Origin of the sequence: Thiosulfativibrio zosterae, assembly GCF_011398155.1 — a bacterium.
Taxonomy (GTDB): domain Bacteria; phylum Pseudomonadota; class Gammaproteobacteria; order Thiomicrospirales; family Thiomicrospiraceae; genus Thiosulfativibrio; species Thiosulfativibrio zosterae.
Window position 1 is genome coordinate 1,494,976 of record NZ_AP021888.1, and the last position, 16,992, is coordinate 1,511,967.

General features: G+C 42.1%; 16 protein-coding genes. 1 reads left to right on the forward strand and 15 read right to left on the reverse strand.

The window, feature by feature from the left end; all coding sequences use genetic code 11:
• Positions 1–112: 112 nt before the first annotated feature.
• From THMIRH_RS06890 to THMIRH_RS06950, 13 genes are all read right to left on the reverse strand, one after another.
• Positions 113–727, reverse strand: a complete 615-nt coding sequence (locus tag THMIRH_RS06890) for a 3'-5' exonuclease (RefSeq protein WP_173291392.1) — start codon at positions 725–727, stop codon at positions 113–115.
• An 11-nt stretch (positions 728–738) separates the two neighbouring features.
• Complete coding sequence (locus THMIRH_RS06895; RefSeq protein WP_173291393.1) at positions 739–2,574, reverse strand: putative nucleotidyltransferase substrate binding domain-containing protein; 1,836 nt, start codon at positions 2,572–2,574, stop codon at positions 739–741.
• Between the two features lie 73 nt (positions 2,575–2,647).
• Positions 2,648–4,318: a cation acetate symporter gene (locus THMIRH_RS06900; RefSeq protein ID WP_173291394.1), complete on the reverse strand. Its 1,671-nt coding sequence runs from the start codon at positions 4,316–4,318 to the stop codon at positions 2,648–2,650.
• A gap of 8 nt (positions 4,319–4,326) precedes the next feature.
• Positions 4,327–4,635, reverse strand: coding sequence for a DUF485 domain-containing protein (locus THMIRH_RS06905; RefSeq protein ID WP_173291395.1), 309 nt, complete (start codon positions 4,633–4,635; stop codon positions 4,327–4,329).
• A 207-nt stretch (positions 4,636–4,842) separates the two neighbouring features.
• Positions 4,843–6,801 carry an acetate--CoA ligase gene (acs, locus tag THMIRH_RS06910; RefSeq protein WP_173291396.1) on the reverse strand — a complete coding sequence of 653 codons (1,959 nt, stop codon included), beginning with the start codon at positions 6,799–6,801 and terminating at the stop codon, positions 4,843–4,845.
• Between the two features lie 263 nt (positions 6,802–7,064).
• On the reverse strand, positions 7,065–7,814 hold the full coding sequence (locus THMIRH_RS06915) for a DUF4395 domain-containing protein (RefSeq protein WP_173291397.1): 750 nt from the start codon (positions 7,812–7,814) through the stop codon (positions 7,065–7,067).
• 91 nt (positions 7,815–7,905) lie between these two features.
• Complete coding sequence (locus THMIRH_RS06920) at positions 7,906–9,486, reverse strand: ABC transporter substrate-binding protein (RefSeq protein ID WP_243831399.1); 1,581 nt, start codon at positions 9,484–9,486, stop codon at positions 7,906–7,908.
• Between the two features lie 29 nt (positions 9,487–9,515).
• Positions 9,516–10,844 carry a TolC family outer membrane protein gene (locus tag THMIRH_RS06925; RefSeq protein WP_243831400.1) on the reverse strand — a complete coding sequence of 443 codons (1,329 nt, stop codon included), beginning with the start codon at positions 10,842–10,844 and terminating at the stop codon, positions 9,516–9,518.
• Complete coding sequence (locus THMIRH_RS06930; protein WP_173291399.1) at positions 10,828–11,328, reverse strand: CYTH domain-containing protein; 501 nt, start codon at positions 11,326–11,328, stop codon at positions 10,828–10,830. The genes THMIRH_RS06925 and THMIRH_RS06930 overlap by 17 nt, the downstream gene beginning before the upstream one ends.
• 3 nt (positions 11,329–11,331) lie before the next feature.
• Positions 11,332–12,219: a cysteine synthase CysM gene (cysM, locus tag THMIRH_RS06935; protein ID WP_173291400.1), complete on the reverse strand. Its 888-nt coding sequence runs from the start codon at positions 12,217–12,219 to the stop codon at positions 11,332–11,334.
• Between the two features lie 18 nt (positions 12,220–12,237).
• Positions 12,238–13,143 (reverse strand): prenyltransferase, encoded by a 906-nt coding sequence (locus THMIRH_RS06940; RefSeq protein ID WP_173291401.1) that lies wholly within the window; start codon positions 13,141–13,143, stop codon positions 12,238–12,240.
• Complete coding sequence (locus THMIRH_RS06945) at positions 13,144–13,983, reverse strand: hypothetical protein (RefSeq protein ID WP_173291402.1); 840 nt, start codon at positions 13,981–13,983, stop codon at positions 13,144–13,146.
• Positions 13,984–13,985: 2 nt separating this feature from the next.
• On the reverse strand, positions 13,986–14,648 hold the full coding sequence (locus tag THMIRH_RS06950; protein ID WP_173291403.1) for a glutathione S-transferase family protein: 663 nt from the start codon (positions 14,646–14,648) through the stop codon (positions 13,986–13,988).
• 138 nt (positions 14,649–14,786) lie between these two features.
• Between THMIRH_RS06950 and THMIRH_RS06955 the strand changes: the two genes are divergently transcribed.
• A complete protein-coding gene (locus THMIRH_RS06955; protein WP_173291404.1) occupies positions 14,787–15,206 on the forward strand; it encodes a gamma-glutamylcyclotransferase family protein in 420 nt (139 codons plus the stop codon).
• A 31-nt stretch (positions 15,207–15,237) separates the two neighbouring features.
• Here the strand turns inward: THMIRH_RS06955 and THMIRH_RS06960 are convergent, their stop codons facing one another.
• Together THMIRH_RS06960 and trhP are read right to left on the reverse strand one after the other, a co-directional pair.
• Positions 15,238–15,495 carry a YfhL family 4Fe-4S dicluster ferredoxin gene (locus tag THMIRH_RS06960; protein ID WP_173291405.1) on the reverse strand — a complete coding sequence of 86 codons (258 nt, stop codon included), beginning with the start codon at positions 15,493–15,495 and terminating at the stop codon, positions 15,238–15,240.
• A gap of 4 nt (positions 15,496–15,499) precedes the next feature.
• A complete protein-coding gene (trhP, locus tag THMIRH_RS06965; RefSeq protein ID WP_243831526.1) occupies positions 15,500–16,912 on the reverse strand; it encodes a prephenate-dependent tRNA uridine(34) hydroxylase TrhP in 1,413 nt (470 codons plus the stop codon).
• Positions 16,913–16,992 lie beyond the last annotated feature (80 nt).

Here is a 16,992-nt window from a genome sequence, read left to right on the forward strand (position 1 = left end):
ATGATTTTGCTCAACCGATTGTTTTTAACACTCTTAAGAAGATTTCAAAAAACTGTGCGTATTATAGTAAAAATGCTTGTTTTGTCAAGCTTTTAGGCACTTTCAGCTTAATTTATCGTGTCTTTTTTAGGCCTTGTAACTTTACATAGATTAATGCGGTCATTAAAGCATCCGAAAACGCATCATGCTGCCCCAAATTAGGCAATTGCAATTCCTTCAAAATCGCCTGAAAACTCAAATCAATCATTTTTTGCGGAATCAAATCTTCTTTGAAGTCGTAATATAATTCAGACACTTCTATCGCTTGATTGGGCAAACTGATACCCAGCCAGGGTTTAATGACTTGATTGACCATGGCACGATCAAATTCCAAATAATAACCCACCAAAGGTCGATGGCCAATAAAGTTTAAAAATGCACTCATGGCTTGCTGCTCTGTCATGCCATCCTGAGCATCCATATTGCGAATATGATGCACCTTAATACTTTCTTCGTTTATCTGCGCTTGTTGTTGAATTTTTAAGGTCAGCGCATCACTGGTTAGAATTTGATTGCCGCGGATTTTAATGGCACTGAGGGTGATAATTTTGTCTTTCTTGGGGTTTAAACCGGTGGTTTCACAATCAAAACACACCACTTCATCGGTTAGCGCATCATCAAATAAAAATGCAAAATTAGCATCTTTAAGTTGGCGCTTTTGATAGTTTCTTATCCATCGACGAATCATTGGCTCATCCCTTAAAGCACATGGTGCAATTTAAAATGATGCTCTATCAATTTTTTAAAGCGATTGACCACCAAAAAGGATTCCTTTAACAAGCCTTGCTGCTGCTGGGTTAAACGATCGACTCTTACAAAATTATCCATCTCCAAACCAGCTTGCTGTTGGAACAACATTGCCTCTAAGCGTAATGAATTTAGATAGTTAAGGGTTTCACCTAACTCTAAACCAAACTTTTCGGTCAGGACTTTTTGATCCATCAAGGCTTTGATACGCCAATGGGTATTGTTTTTAGTAATGCCGCGTTCCATGGCCAAACAACGCACACCATGCACGATTGGGAATATGCCACCCTTTTTTAAATCAATTTTGGATTCTTGTTTAATATTCTCAGTCACCAAACTCCCAAAAAAACTCACAGGGGTTTCAAACTGCAAAACGGGTTTGGCAAAATGACTCAAAAACTGTTTATGGCCAGCAATCCAATCCAGCAACATTTTTTTGGTATCCAATAACAACTGCTCATCCCCACAAACAGGCTCTGCATCGACAAAAATTGCCAAATTCATAAAGGTATTTTCATTGGGTGAGCGCAGCCAGTCTTTAATCATGGTGTTAAATTCAGTGAATTTTTTTGACCAAAGCGGATTACAAACCATAATATTGCCAGAACATCTTGGAAACCCAAGTGTGACCAATGCCTGGGTTAAAGCGTCTGTATAGGCTTGCAACTCTGCTGTGGAATATTCAAGGGCATCTGGGAGTAAAAGTGCATTATCTTGGTCGGTGCGCAAAACCTGTTCTGCACGCCCTTCACTGCCCATAACTAAAAAGCAGGCCTGGTTAAATTGGTTATTTTTATCACAAATTTGCACCACCTTTTCAATCACTTTGCGATGCAACGCATTCACCAACTTAGCAATATAGTGGGTTTTTACCCCGCGGTTAAACAAGCTGGCCACCAAACTGTCTATTTGCCCCATGGCCGTTTTTAAAGTCTCTAAATCATCAGCCTGTTGTATCGAAAAAGTGACCAGGCCTGACTGATTGGCAAACATGGACATCAATTCTTTTTGATGCAAAAAGCCAATTAACCCCGTATCGCTTCTCACTGCCAGGCGATTGATATGGTGTTGCGTCATTTTGAGCAATGCATTAAACAAGTAATCAAACTGATGCACCGACACAACAGGATAATTCGCTAAGCTACCGATGGCGGATGACAAAGGCGCGTCTTTTAAAGCCAAAGCATTCAGCAGGTCAGTAATGGTGACAATACCTTGTTGCCCCTCATCCCCTTCAACAATACAAGCATCAGTATTAGCCTCATTCAGCGCCATCACGCAGGCTTTGATAGAAGTGGTTTGCGGCAAAATGACTAGCTTTTTTAAGGGTGCTTGAGAAACACTCGCCATCATCATTTCACTGGAAGATTCTGCTTGTAGCTGACTATGATGCTTGTTAAGTTTGGTTGTAATATCGTCAACAAAAAAACTCTTTACGGATTCAGAAGTTAAGCAAGCCAAAAAAATATCTTGTGGCAAACGATACAAAATAGCTTCTTCAGTCACCTCATAAAACAATCTATCTTCTTGCTTTAACAGCACCGCTTCACCAAAAAAGGTATGCGCGCCATAGGTTGCTTGATGGCGTTTAGCCGAGTCAAATTCTGCGACTCGACCTTTAATCACAAAAAATAAAAATGCATTTTCAGATAGAGAAATCTCAAACGACGCCCCCATTTGAAAATACACCACATCGACGGCACCCGCCATATCATTGAGTAACAATTGGCTCAACTCATTAAAGGGGGCAATATTTTCAATAAACTGGCGTTGTTGTTGAATAGACATAAATAACTCCCAATAAAATTGCGAAAAAAAAGGAGGCCTAAACCTCCTTCTTTTAACTTAACACACTAAAAAATTAATGCGCTGACGATGAAGTTTCAGCACCAATACCCGTTTGAGAACGGATAAATTGTGCTTCAAAACCTTCACGGTCTTTTTGTGCTCTGGCGGATTTGTCAGTAATTGAGAAGAACCAAATACCCACAAACGCAATCGCTACAGTGAACAAGGCTGGGAATTTGTAAGGCACAATCGCTTTACCCATATCCAAGATTTGTGTCCAAACCACTGGTCCTAACAATACCATGATGACCGCAGCCGCTAGACCTAAAGATCCACCGATAACCGCACCACGCGTTGTCATGTTGTTCCAGTACATAGACATAATCAAGACTGGGAAGTTAGCCGATGCCGCGATTGTAAAGGCCAAGGCCACTACGAATGCTATGTTTTGCTGTTTAAAGGCAATACCCGCAACAATCGCAGCAATACCAATCGCAATGGTTGCATACTTAGACACTTTCATCTCTTGCTCTTCAGTGGCATTTGGATTAATCACATTGGCATACAAATCGTGAGAAATCGCAGAAGCCCCTGCCAGCGTTAACCCTGAAACTACCGCAAGGATAGTTGCAAAAGCAACCGCAGAAATAAAGCCTAAGAACAAGTCACCACCCACTGCTTGAGACAAGTGAATCGCTGGCATGTTTTTACCACCGATCATTGACTTCATTGTTTCAGGATCAGTGAAGTATTGTGGGTTACCCATAACGAAAGCGACCGCACCAAAACCGATGATGAAAGCTAAGATATAGAAGTAACCGATAAAACCTGTTGCAAAGAAAACGGATTTACGCGCTTCTTTAGCATCCGGAACGGTGAAGAATCTCATCAAAATGTGTGGAAGACCTGCTGTACCAAACATTAACGCAATCCCTAAAGAAATCGCATTGATTGGGTCAGAAACCAAACCACCTGAGAACATAACCGCTTCACCCTTAGGGTGCTTGCTAACGGCTTCAGCGAACATTGCATCAAAACTGAAGTTGAAGTGAATCATCACCATTAAGGCCATGAAAGTTGCACCAGACAACAACAATACTGCTTTAATAATTTGTACCCAAGTCGTTGCCAACATACCACCAAAGGTGACATAAGCAATCATTAAGGCACCTACGCCAATAACCGCATAAGTGTAATTAACACCAAACAAAGTTTCGATCAATGAACCCGCACCTACCATCTGAGCAATCAGATACAAGATAACAACCGCAATTGAACTTAACGCGGCTAGAACACGAATCGGTGACTGTTGGAAACGGTAAGCGGCAACATCTGTAAAGGTATATTTACCCAGGTTACGCAAACGCTCAGACATTAAGAACAGAATGATTGGCCAACCCACTAAGAAACCGATGGCATAAATCAAACCGTCATAACCATTTAGGTAAACTGCCGCTGTAATCCCCAAGAATGAGGCAGCAGACATATAGTCACCCGCAATTGCCAAACCGTTTTGCAAACCAGTGATTCCACCACCTGCAGTATAGAAATCTTTCGCAGAACGAGTTCTCTTAGCTGCCCAATAAGTGATTCCTAAAGTTCCACCCACAAACAACAAAAACATGGTAATTGCAGAGTAGTTAACAGAATCACGCGCTTCCATCTCAACCATATCACCCGCAGCAAATGCCAATACGGGCATCAACGCTAAAGCAATGGCTAAAGATTTTTTAAAAAGAGACATTATAGACATTACTCCCCTACCTCTCTTTTAATCTGTGCAGTTAAATCGTCGAAATCTGCGTTGGCTTTTTTAACATAAACACCTGTTAACGCAAATGCAAACAGAATGATACCCACGCCAATTGGAAAACCAATGGTGGTGTGTTCACCCGCCACAACAATTTTAAAGAAGTCAGGGTTAAACGCTAACAACATGACATATCCGTAATATACCACCAACATGGTAATAGACAGCTTCCAAGCTAGGCTTGTGCGTTCTTTTACCAACTGGTGATATTGTGGAAGGCTTTTAACCTTCTCGATAGTTGACTGATCCAAGAGATCCTCCTTATATTTTTATACTCAACTTTGAGTTTAAACTTCTTTTAAAACAAAAGGTTAAAGATAAAACCTATAACCATTTGATTTAAAAGCATTAACCAAAAACACCCAAAACCTGCTTAAAAATAACCAGGCCTGGTTGTTTTTGGGTTAATTTCTACAACAAAAAGCGGTTTTAAAACCGCTTTTATTCACTTCTAAAAATTAATGTTTTTCCATAAACTGGGCAAGAATGGTTGGATCTTCTAGTGTTGAAGTATCGCCACACAAATCTTCACCCTTAGCAATGCCGCGCAGTAAACGACGCATAATTTTACCTGAACGGGTTTTAGGCAAGTTAGTGCCAAAACGAATCTCGTCAGGTTTTGCAATGGGGCCAATTTCTTTAGCAACCCACTCACGCAACTCCTGAACCATGGCCGCTTTTTCTGCCGCTTCATTCAAATTGTTAGACAAGACAACGAAAGCTGCAATTGCCTCACCCTTAACATCGTGTGGACGACCAACAACCGCCGCTTCAACTACCGCAGGATGCGACACTAAAGCTGATTCAATTTCCATAGTGCCTAAACGGTGACCGGATACATTCAAGACATCGTCAATACGCCCCATAATCCAGAAGTTGCCATCGGTATCTAAGTGCGCGCTGTCGCCCACCACATAATATTTGTTTTTAAACATGGCAAAATAGGTTTCTACAAAACGCGCATCATCATTCCAAATGGTACGAACCATCGAAGGCCATGGCTTGCGAATCACTAAATATCCACCCTCACCATGCGTTAACTCAGTGCCTTCTTCATCCACAATATGAGCATCAATCCCTGGAAGCGGCTTAGTACATGAACCAGGTTTAAGCGCAGTAACCCCAGGCAAAGGCGCAATCATGTGAGCACCGGTTTCAGTTTGCCACCAAGTATCCACAATTGGACATTCGCCACGACCGATAACATCGTGATACCAAATCCAGGCTTCTGGGTTAATTGGCTCACCGACCGTACCTAATAAACGCAATTTAGACAAATCATATTGCTTAGGCAAGTCGCTACCAAATTTCATCAGTGCACGAATAGCGGTTGGCGCAGTATAGAAAACGGTGACCGCATGATCTTGACAAACCTTCCAGAAACGACCTGCATCTGGATAAGTAGGAACCCCTTCAAACATCACAATGGTCATACCCATAGACAAAGGGCCATAAGCCACATAAGTGTGACCCGTAATCCAGCCCACATCCGCGGTACACCAGAACACATCATCATTTTTTAGGTCAAAAACCCATTCATTGGTTAGATGAGCATTCAAGAGATAACCACCCGTTGAATGTTGAATGCCTTTTGGCTTACCTGTTGAACCTGAGGTATACAATAAAAACAAAGGATGTTCAGCATTAACCATCACCGCATGGTGATAGTTAGACATACCAGCAATCGCATCATTCCAAGTTATGTCACGACCGGCCTTCATTTTGACGGCTTGCTTAGTTCTTTCGTAAACAATCACACTTTCAACTGAACGACCACCTTTCTCAAGTGCTTCGTCTACCGCATTTTTAAGTGCAACCGTTTTACCACCACGGAACCCACCATCGGCAGTAATGACCATCTTAGCGCCCGCATCTTCAATACGATCTTTTAAGGCTTCTGCAGAAAAACCACCAAATACGATAGAGTGAATGGCGCCAATTCGCGCACAGGCTTGCATGGCAAAAACCGCTTGAGGAATCATCGGCATATAAATAATAACGCGATCCCCTTTTTCGACGCCCTTAGCCACCAAAGCATTGGCTAAACGACACACTTCATCGTGCAAGTCTTTATAGGTATAAGTTTCGGTTGAACCGTCATCTGCTTCAAAGATAATGGCATTTTTGTATTCTTTTTCTTCAAGGTGGCGGTCAATACAGTTATAAGAAGCGTTCAATTCGCCATCGGTAAACCATTTATAAAAAGGCGCTTTTGAGTCATCTAATCCAACGCTAAAGTCTTTTGACCAGCTTAACTTTTCACGAGCTAGGTCGCTCCAAAAACCAACATAATCTGTTTCAGCTTTATCTTTGAGTTCTTGATATTTAGCATCATTGATGGTGGCTTGCGCTTTAAATGCTTCTGAAGGCGGGAATACACGGTTTTCGGTTAAGATGGATTCAATAGTATGCGACATCAATGTCTCCTATTTATACTGAATGTAAGGTCTGATCAATTATCTTTAACCCCAGCATTGGGTCAATATTGAACGCTAGATTCACAAATTTGTAAAATTACCGACAATTCTACTGACTCAAGCGCGCTATTAAAACCCCTGCTTAAGGTTTTTTCACTTATTGGGGGTAAAACCTAAGCAATTTAACCCAGTAAATGACTCTTTAAAAAAAAGGGAGTTAAAAAACCTCCCTTAATCGAATTAAATGAATCTTAAAATTTTGACTATTCAGACTTTTTTTGAGCTTCTTGCTCCGCCAAACGCACTTTGTTTTTGCGAGCAATTTCATCCCAATCAATATTGTTACAGGCTTCACATTCTTCTTTAAAAACACCAACCAACACTAACAAAGAATGAATTTTACAACCCACACAAAAACCTAATACCGTTTCCATCCACATAAAGCCCAAACAAATCCATACCAAAACCAATGGAATATAGGGGGACATATAGTTTTCGGTTGTCGGCAATAAGTTACTGCCCCAAACGGTATTGACCCAATGTGCAAAAACTTCGGGGTTGAAAAAAATTAAACAAACGATAATAAATGACGAACCCAAGCCCCAAGCAAAGCGTTTAGGTACTAATGGCTTCCAAACTGGCTTTTGTTTTCTGGCTAAAAAGCTTGAGATTAAAATGATAGGTGATAAACGAGAAGACCAAACAAACATCCCAGAAAGCATTTCTAATAACGCATAAATAAGAACATAGGTTTGAAAAGTGTAATCAAAGACGCGTCTGGTGGCATCTACATGATAAATAATGTGATTATCCCAGTCGATGTCGCCTGAATCGACCGCCGTATTGCCATCGACAACCCAATTAGAAACGAAAATGGCATCGTATAAAGTAAAACTCATAAAAATAGGAATGGCCAACAAGAAACCCGCTCGGATTCTAACCGCAACATCATTTATGAACAATGTTTCTTCTTTAACATCCCGAAACCACAGTTTTCGCAACACCTCTAACACATTAGCCTCCCAAGAGAAATTTAGTGAGTATTAGTTTTTTCTAATATGGTGATTATAACCGACTGCCATACTGGGTTATCACTCAGAGTTTTTATTGCCCCATATTATTTTTTAGGGACAACAACCCATCAAATCGCCCATCTGCAAACATTTTGACATCGCCTAAAGTGTTACGCGCCACCATAAACTGATCTTCATACCATAAAGGCAATACCGCTAAAGTATCTTGCAGGTGCGTCTGTAATTGTCGATAAAGCGCTTGTTGTTTTGCCAAGTCTTGAGTTTGCGTAGCTTCAGATATTAATTGGTCAGCCAAAGCATCTTGATAAAACCCTCTATTGGCGCCTTTGGGCGGCACCGCTTGGCTGTCAAAAACATACTGAAAAATATCAGGACTTTTTACCCCCACCCAAGCCAAACTGTAAAGTTGAAAACGACCCTGTTTGATATCGCTGTAAAAGGTTCCCCAATCATAGCTTTGAATTTTTAATAGGATGCCTATGGATTTGAGTTGCGCCTGATAAATGGTAGCCAAACGAATGCGGGTGGGATCAGATGATGTTTTGTAACTCAGCTCAATAAACCCCTCAGAATTGACCAGGCCTGGTGGAATTTTGCCGCTTTTTTTCAAATTAGCAATGAGTTGTTTGGCTTTTTCAGGTTGAAAATCAAAGCCCTCCAATCCCGCCACGCCGCACCAATGTTCTGGCACCAATAAACCACCGGCTAAACGCGCATGACCATCAAACATGGCATTGATAACTGAGCGACGATCGATGCCATAGGCAATGGCTTGACGCATTTCTAAATGCTGCAAAAGACTGTCTTTAAAATTAAAACCGACATACCCAAAACTGGTACCCGCATGCCAAGTTGCTTTTAAATCGGGATGTTTTTCACAGTAGTTCACTAACTCGGGCGACAAATCATTTTGAATAATGTCTAACTCGCCTTTTTGTAATTTTAAAACCCGTACAGTGGCATCTTTCACCGGCACAAAATGCAACTCGTGAGCATCAGAACGCTTTAAAACTAGGCGCTGCTCAGTCATAGATACAAATTGACATTCACCACAACCGATCGGATGTTTAGAAAACTCATAACTTGCTTGCAATAAATCTGCTGGCAAAATACCGATTACCAAACGCCCAACAAATAAGGCATCAGGCTCAACCAATTTAAAATCGATTGTTTGCTGATCGAGCGCTTCCACACTGGCAATATTCTTTAAAGACCCACGATGCGCAGAACCCGTACTCGGATCCAAAATACTCAAATAAGTGGCAACCACATCAACCGCCTCTAAGGGCTTACCATGATGAAATTGTGGAAACATTTGCAGTGTAAACCGATAGTGCGTCGGTGAGACTAATTGCCAAGTGGCTAAATCTGGAATGGTTTCAAATGACTCATTAAAGTCAATGAGCTGGCGATAAATCAAACGATTAACCCGACTGGACAAGGCATCCGTTGCTTGTCTGGGGTCTAACATGCGAGGGCGAGCGGTCACCCCCATATGGATTTGAGCAACACCTGAGGGTTCATGAGAACACCCTTGTGTGCTCAACAAAGATGCACCGCTTAAGACCAGTGCATGACTTTTAAGAAAGGCACGCCGACTGAGTCGGCTTTTAGACACAAAGCTTTCTAGTTTTGAGGAAGCACTCATCATGAAAGGAAAAGCATCATAACCAACCCTGTTTAATGGGTAGGCTCAGATAAAATTGCATCATAGCTAACCAATTTATCAGCATTCAAACTACCGGCCGCCACTTCTAAGCTTAGGCCAGACAAAATCACTTTGTGCAAAGCATCGGTTAAATCGCGTCTTGCTTTAAATTTATTGGTACGCGCCGTTAAGACTTCAAGCAAGTTTTTCAAACCCACTTTATAGCCTTCCTCCGCCGCTTCTAAAAACGCATCGTTAGATTTAACGGCTTCGCGTAAAGCATCTACTAAAGCCATGCCTCTCTCAAGGCTGCGCACCTGAACACGGGCTTCAAGCTTGGCTTGTTCGCGTGCATTTCTAAGGGCTTCAGTGGAAGACTTAAATTGATACTTAGCTTCAGCAACTTTTGAAGTCACGGCACCGCCTGAATAAATTGGCACATTCACATAAGCACCGACATAGGTATCTTGCTTATCCCTAAGTAATACCGAACTGGTATCAGGATAACGAGAATCGGTATAACTGGCTTGCAAACCTGCCGTCGGCAAATGCCCTGATTGCTGAGCTTCAATTTCTTGTTGAGCGATTTCTGATGCGGCTAAAAATTGTTTTACCGTTAAATTATCTTGTTCGGCTCTGGCTTCCCAATCGGCTATATTTAAACTGGGTTTTGGAAGATTAACATTGAGCGCTACAATTTTTAAAGATTCAATGGATTGCCCCGTTAATTTCATCAGTTGCTCATAGGCAACATCCAAATTGTTTTCTGCATTGATGCGCTCAGACTTGGATAAATCGTAACTGGATTTAGCTTGTAAAACATCGGTTTTACTGGCCAAGCCGACTTCAGCAGAAGCATTGGCTCTTTCCCACTGAGTTTTATCCGCTTCTTCTTTAGACTTAGCCAAACTCACATCTTCTTGACCTAACAATACATTAAAGTAGGCGTTAGCAACACGCAAAATAATGTCTTGCTCTGCTGCCTTAATTTCAGCTTCAGATTTTTCCAGTTGTAATTTGGATTGGTCATATTTCACAAAAGTGCTTTTGTTATAAAGAACTTGATCCAATGCCACTGAAAATTGCGCGGTACTCGCATCGTAATTAGAAGAGGAGCTGTAAGTCTTTCCAAGAGTCGCTCTGCCCGTTACTTGAGGCAACAAGGGCGATTTGGCAACAGTGACCACTTCTTGATTGGCTTCATAACTTGCTTTGGCTTGCGCTAAAACCGCATCATGTTCTAGAGCTAATTGATAAATATCCATCAAACCATAAGCGGCAAATGCCGATGGCGCCATCAAGCTGGTCGCTAGGGCAGAGCAAAGTGCTAAGTTCAGTTGAGTTTTAAATACTTTTTTCATGGGGTGTCCAATCCTTATAAGGTTTTTGTGACAAGCTGACATTGTAAAATCTGGGTATATTGGTGACTTCCTGGCCAATCCATTGCGGCAAAATAACCGCTTCGTCTTCTGAGCTCATTTCCACTTCAGCGACAATCAGTCCGCTATTATCACCCAAAAACTCATCTATTTCCCAGAGATGTTGTTCATAGGAAACCAAGTAACGAACTTTTTCAATCACTGGCCCAACTGCCAGAGTTTTTAACATATTTTGAGCATCTTTTAAATCAATCGGATACTCATATTCATCACGACTCAAGCCAATTTCAAGACTCTTGATATTGATATTAGCCACATCGCCTTCTATGCGAACTCGTACAGAACTCTTGGCACCCGATTGCTTAATGTCGTTTAAGTAGCCCTGTGCAAAATGCGTTTGTTGATGTGCTAAAGTTTTCCATGAGTCGCCTTTGACCAAAAACTTTCTTTCAATTTCTCTCGCCATGTTTTATCCAAATACCCCAGTTGATAAATATCGATCACCTCTGTCACAAACAATGGCCACTATAACGGCATTTTCAACCTCGCTGGCAACTTTTAATGCCGCTGCCATAGCGCCCCCAGATGAAACACCTGCAAAAATACCTTCCTGTGTGGCCATGGCGCGCATGGTATCTTCTGCCAAGGTTTGTGACATATCAATAATTCTATCAACACGAGTTGATTCATAAATTTTGGGCATATATTCCGCTGGCCAGCGACGAATCCCGGGAATAGCTGCACCATCTTCAGGTTGCACACCCACAATTTGTACTTGTGGATTTTGCTCTTTTAGATACATCGAAGTGCCCATAATTGTGCCGGTGGTTCCCATGGCACTGACAAAATGCGTGACTTTGCCTTGCGTATCTCGCCAAATTTCTGGGCCAGTTGAATGATAATGCGCCAATGGATTATCTGGATTGGCAAACTGGTCTAATACGATGCCTTGCCCTTCAGCTTGCATGCGATTAGCAAGATCACGCGCACCTTCCATACCCTCTTCTTTAGAGACCGTAATCAACTCTGCACCATAGGCTGCCATGGAGGCTTTGCGCTCCATCGACATATTTGAGGGCATAATCAGCTTCATTTTATAGCCCATCATGGCCGCCACCATCGCCAAAGCAATGCCTGTGTTGCCACTGGTGGCTTCAATCAGCGTATCGCCTGGTTTAATTTGCCCGCGTAATTGAGCCTGCTTAATCATATTAAACGCTGGACGATCTTTTACCGACCCCGCTGGATTATTACCCTCTAACTTACCCAAAACAATTGAGTTGGTTTGGGGGTTAACCAGTCTTTGGATTTTGACTAAAGGGGTATTGCCAACCTGATCCATTAAAGTTTTATACATAATTTTTTCTCAACATGATTAATGTGCTAAAAACAAACCGAGCGCAATCAGCAGCGGCGTTAAAATATTGACCGCCACATTTAAACCCAAAGCCGGCATCAGTCTTTCTAAATCATCGTGATAGGCTCGAACCTTTAATGCCAGTGGAACAGCCATCAACAAGGTTAAGCCCCCTAAAAGCGCCCATAAAGGCAAATATTCTAAGGCGACCAAAAACAAAATTACCAGATAACTGCTTAATAAAAATAAGTTAAAAATACCACCCGATGCTTTAGAGCCTAGTAATATCAAAACATTATAACGCCCCACCATTTTATCTGCGCTGGCATCCGGAAACTGATTGAGTAGCAATAGGTTATTCACTAAAAAGAAAGGCACTAGAGAAACGCCAAAAACCACCCAATCATATTCACCGGTTAAAACATAATAAGCCCCCATCACCATCAAAGGCCCAAAGGCAAACCCTGGCGCAATCAAACACAACCAAGGCATTTTGGTTATTTTAGAGGTATAAGCAACCACAATCAGCAACCCTATCAAGCCCAGCGGCAATAATCCCCAGCCCCGCAAGGCAATAAAATATACACCTAAGGCCGCAACAAATCCCAGAAAAAACCACCCCATCTGCAAGACCCAAGCTGCCGCTTCAGGTACCGCCTGAAGACTGCCACTACCACCACTAAAAGGTGTTTTGACCGTTAAGTCGTCTAAGCCAGAATGAAAGTCCTCATATTCATTGAGCATATTCACGGCGATATGTGCCGACAACCCACCCAGCAAAACCAAAACAAACAAGCTGACAGACCACTCTTGATTTTGAAAATTTGCCAAGGCAGCCGCCAAAGAAATCACCGCTAGGGTTAAAACCAAAAATGGCGGACGCATACTACCAATCACGGCTTTAAAAATTGCTTTATTAAACATTTAGTTGTTATAACCCTCTAGGCGTTTAAACCATCCCTTTAACCATCTCTGCTCATCGCGTTCTGGTGGTGATAAGGCTATGCGCTGTTGTAATTGTGTTTTAGCTTGCTTTATAAATTGCGGCAAGGCATCAGATTCAGTGATGTTTGCAGGTAAATTGGCTAAAGCATCCATCAAACCCCAACCCTTGCCTTGATATTGCTCTTTAGCATTAAAACCCAACCCCTTAAAGTTAAAGTAATCTATCACCGCATAAAGCCCCTTTTCTGAACTCAACAGCAAATTCAACTTGGCCGATAAACTTTGCTGCGTTTCTAAAGGCAAAGACACAAGTCGGTTTTGCCATTTTGCTAAAAACTGAGAAACAATAAATTCGGCTTGATATTGTTGAGTGCTAAACAGCCATTGTCGTAGCGCAATGAGATCTTTTTTTGACCAGGCCTGGTCAAATTCTGCCTTATTTTTCCAGGGAACTTCAAAAGGATTTAACGCATTCAGCCACAAGGGCGCAGGCACTTTAGTACTGACAAACGCAAACATTTGCGGAAAGGTTTCTTCAAAAACAACCTTAGATTGCTTGGCTTGCGGCGTAAGCCAAATAAAATGTCCAATGCCCAGAGAAGGAAAATCCTCTCCGGTATTCCAATGCGTCAAATAATCGGGATTAAGATTCGCTTCGTTTTTAAAAATCTTATCCGCCAGCTTTTGATAATTGACATCGTTTAAGCTGGGCAAATCTAGCTTCGATGGGTGATTGGATGCTTGCCCTGCTTTTGCTTGCACAGCGAAACAACACAACAACCCAACCAACAACAGCCGCTTTGCTAAGGTTAATTGCAAAACTACTTCACCAAACTGGCAAGATAACCGTTCATATTTTTAATCATGCCGCTATAAAGTTGAGGCAACTCGGGAACCACAGAAGACTGTACACATTCTCTGGCCAAACAGGCTTTAGACCAATGGGTTATTTTTGGCAAATCTCCTAAGAAATCAACACCACAGGTTTTGGAAATTAAATCCAAACGCATAAACAAGGGCGCATAAGCCGCGTCAATCAGTTGAAAAGTTTGTCCATTAAAAAAGTCATGGCCAGAATGCGCATCTTCTAAGCGCCCTAATTTAGTGAGCATTTCACCCTTAGCTTCTTCGTAGGCCGTGGCATCATGCGCACGAATCATTTTCATGGGGCCTTCAAAAACACCACCCGCAAAGGCAATCCATGCACGGTTTTTGGCTTTCAGTAAGCTGTCGGTGGGCATTAAAGTTGGTGGTGTAATTTCATCTACATATTCTTGTATAACGGAGGACTCGAAAAGCACATCATTCCCTACTTTTAAAACTGGCACTTGCCCAAGGGGTGACAAAGCTTTAAACCAATCTGGCGGGTTATTGAGGTCGATGAAAGTAATATCAAAATCCACCTGTTTGTTCTTTAAAACAATCACCGCTCTTTGCACAAATGGACACAACTTAAAACTGATTAACTCTAACTTTTGTGACATGACCTAACTCCTAAAGTGATATAAATCTGATAAGACATTATACAAACTCATTTCAGTTAATTCGGGCTAAATTCTGCTCTTAAATGCGCTTTCAAATCGGTTATATTAGCTTTTGATGAAATTCCTGAGAAACCCTTGATGAAAACCACTCATATTTTCACTTATGGCTCTTTAATGTACGATCCCGTTTGGCAATCTTTAGTGACACAAAACTATGCTTTTCAAACAGGACTTGTGCGCGGATTTACCCGCAAATCTGTGGTTCAACAAACCTATCCTGCGCTCATACCAAGCGCACACACGGCGAGTTGTGTTAGTGGAAAAGTTTATTTAAATGTTTCTGCTGAAGACTGCATCAAACTTGATGCTTTTGAAGGGGAAGAATATGATCGAATCAGCCTTAAGGTTGAACTAGAAACCGGCGGGCAGATTTTGGCGGATACCTATGTGTTTAAGCCTGAGTTTTATCATAGAGTTGATAAAAGCGACTGGTCTGTGGCCGAGTTTGAGAAACAAGGTTTGAACCAGTTTTTACAGCATTACAAGGGGTTTAAATAACTGTCAGCGCACCATCTTAGCTAAATAGCGTTTAAATTTTGTCGCTCAAAACAAGCTGTTCAAACTTTTCTAACAAGGTCGCCTTGTCTTCCACTCGGTTCGGATCGGTAATGATGCAATCAATCGGGCAAACGCTGATGCAAGTGGGCGTGTCATAAAAGCCAACACACTCGGTACACAGGTCTGGATTGATTTCATAAATTTTGGCACCGTACGAAATCGCTTTATTAGGGCACTCTGGCTCACACATATCGCAATTGGTACAGTTATCTAAAATTTTTAGCGCCATATCCTTAGACCGCTACTGCTTCTTTAGCCAATTTTGCATCTCGTGCGGCTGCGTCGCGTTTGGCATCTCCGCCCCAAGCTTCGTTGCGCATCACCAAACCAAAACGCAATACTTCCATACCTATGTCTTTAAACGGATTAGGAATACGCACTAACCAGCCAGAACCCAAAGCGGCTTCAACCGGTTTATCGTGATGGTCTTGCATTTCTGGTAAAACCAAGGTGACATTACCCACGGGTGTCATGATTTCAATAGAATCGCCCACGCAGAATTTGTTTTTTACATCCACTTCTAACAAGCTTTTGCCATCGCGCTCGATGACATCAACCACTTCACCCACAAAACGCTGACGGTCAGACTTAGAAACGCCGTATTCGTAGTTTTGATATTCAGAATGCACATGGCGACGCAAGAAGCCTTCGGTATAGCCACGACTGGCCAAGCCTTCTAGCTCGGATAATAAGTTGGTATCAAACGGTCTGCCTTCGGCGGCATCATCAATGGCTTTGCGATACACTTGTGCGGTACGCGCCACATAATAATGTGATTTGGTACGTCCTTCGATTTTTAAAGAATGCACGCCCATATCGACCAACTCAGGAATCAGCTCGACAGCACGCAGGTCTTTAGAGTTCATAATATAAGTACCATGCTCATCTTCATAAGCTGGCATATACTCACCGGGGCGCCCTTCTTCTTCTAACAATAAGACTTGGTCGGTCGTTTTCCCTACCCCTAAAGTCGGCTCTTCTGTGTAAGGATTTTGAGAACCGCCCGTTAAATCCGTGATGTTGCTGATTTTTTCAACCGGAATGCCAACAATATCGCCCGCATCGTTTTCTTTACCTTCGTAGGTATTGTAGTTCCAGCGACAGGCATTGGTGCAAGTGCCTTGATTGGCATCACGCTTATTAATATACCCAGACAATAAACAACGCCCTGAATAGGCAATACACAAAGCACCGTGCACAAACACTTCTAATTCCATGCCAGGAACTGCTTCGCCGATTTCACGAATTTCTTGCACCGACAGTTCTCGTGACAACACCACTCGGCTAATGCCTTGTTCATACCAAAACTTCACCGTGGCCCAGTTAACCGCATTGGATTGCACCGATAAATGAATTTCTTGTTCAGGATATTCGGCACGCACCATGGCAATCAAACCTGGGTCAGACATAATCAGCGCATCGGGTTTCATGGCAATAATGGGGGCAATATCACGCATATAGGTTTTAATTTTGGCATTGTGCGCAGCGATGTTACTGACCACATAAAACTTTTTACCCAAAGAATGCGCATATTTAATACCACGATCTAAGGTTTCCTCATCAAACTCATTATTTCGCACGCGTAAACTGTAACGAGGTTGTCCTGCGTAAACGGCATCTGCGCCATAAGCAAAGGCAAATTCCATGTTTTTAAAAGTGCCCGCAGGCGATAATAATTCGGGTCTAAAGTTGTCTGCTTTCAAGGCAAATTCCTTTTAATATGATG

Excerpts from the sequence above, each read along its gene's own strand:
- THMIRH_RS06890 (WP_173291392.1), bottom strand. The coding sequence starts at position 727 with ATGATTCGTCGATGGATAAGAAACTATCAAAAGCGCCAACTTAAAGAT.
- THMIRH_RS06895 (WP_173291393.1), bottom strand. The coding sequence starts at position 2,574 with ATGTCTATTCAACAACAACGCCAGTTTATTGAAAATATTGCCCCCTTT.
- THMIRH_RS06900 (WP_173291394.1), bottom strand. The coding sequence starts at position 4,318 with ATGTCTCTTTTTAAAAAATCTTTAGCCATTGCTTTAGCGTTGATGCCC.
- acs (WP_173291396.1), bottom strand. The coding sequence starts at position 6,801 with ATGTCGCATACTATTGAATCCATCTTAACCGAAAACCGTGTATTCCCG.
- THMIRH_RS06920 (WP_243831399.1), bottom strand. The coding sequence starts at position 9,486 with ATGATGAGTGCTTCCTCAAAACTAGAAAGCTTTGTGTCTAAAAGCCGA.
- THMIRH_RS06925 (WP_243831400.1), bottom strand. The coding sequence starts at position 10,844 with ATGAAAAAAGTATTTAAAACTCAACTGAACTTAGCACTTTGCTCTGCC.
- THMIRH_RS06930 (WP_173291399.1), bottom strand. The coding sequence starts at position 11,328 with ATGGCGAGAGAAATTGAAAGAAAGTTTTTGGTCAAAGGCGACTCATGG.
- cysM (WP_173291400.1), bottom strand. The coding sequence starts at position 12,219 with ATGTATAAAACTTTAATGGATCAGGTTGGCAATACCCCTTTAGTCAAA.
- THMIRH_RS06940 (WP_173291401.1), bottom strand. The coding sequence starts at position 13,143 with ATGTTTAATAAAGCAATTTTTAAAGCCGTGATTGGTAGTATGCGTCCG.
- THMIRH_RS06950 (WP_173291403.1), bottom strand. The coding sequence starts at position 14,648 with ATGTCACAAAAGTTAGAGTTAATCAGTTTTAAGTTGTGTCCATTTGTG.
- THMIRH_RS06955 (WP_173291404.1), top strand. The coding sequence starts at position 14,787 with ATGAAAACCACTCATATTTTCACTTATGGCTCTTTAATGTACGATCCC.
- THMIRH_RS06960 (WP_173291405.1), bottom strand. The coding sequence starts at position 15,495 with ATGGCGCTAAAAATTTTAGATAACTGTACCAATTGCGATATGTGTGAG.
- trhP (WP_243831526.1), bottom strand. The coding sequence starts at position 16,912 with ATGGAATTTGCCTTTGCTTATGGCGCAGATGCCGTTTACGCAGGACAA.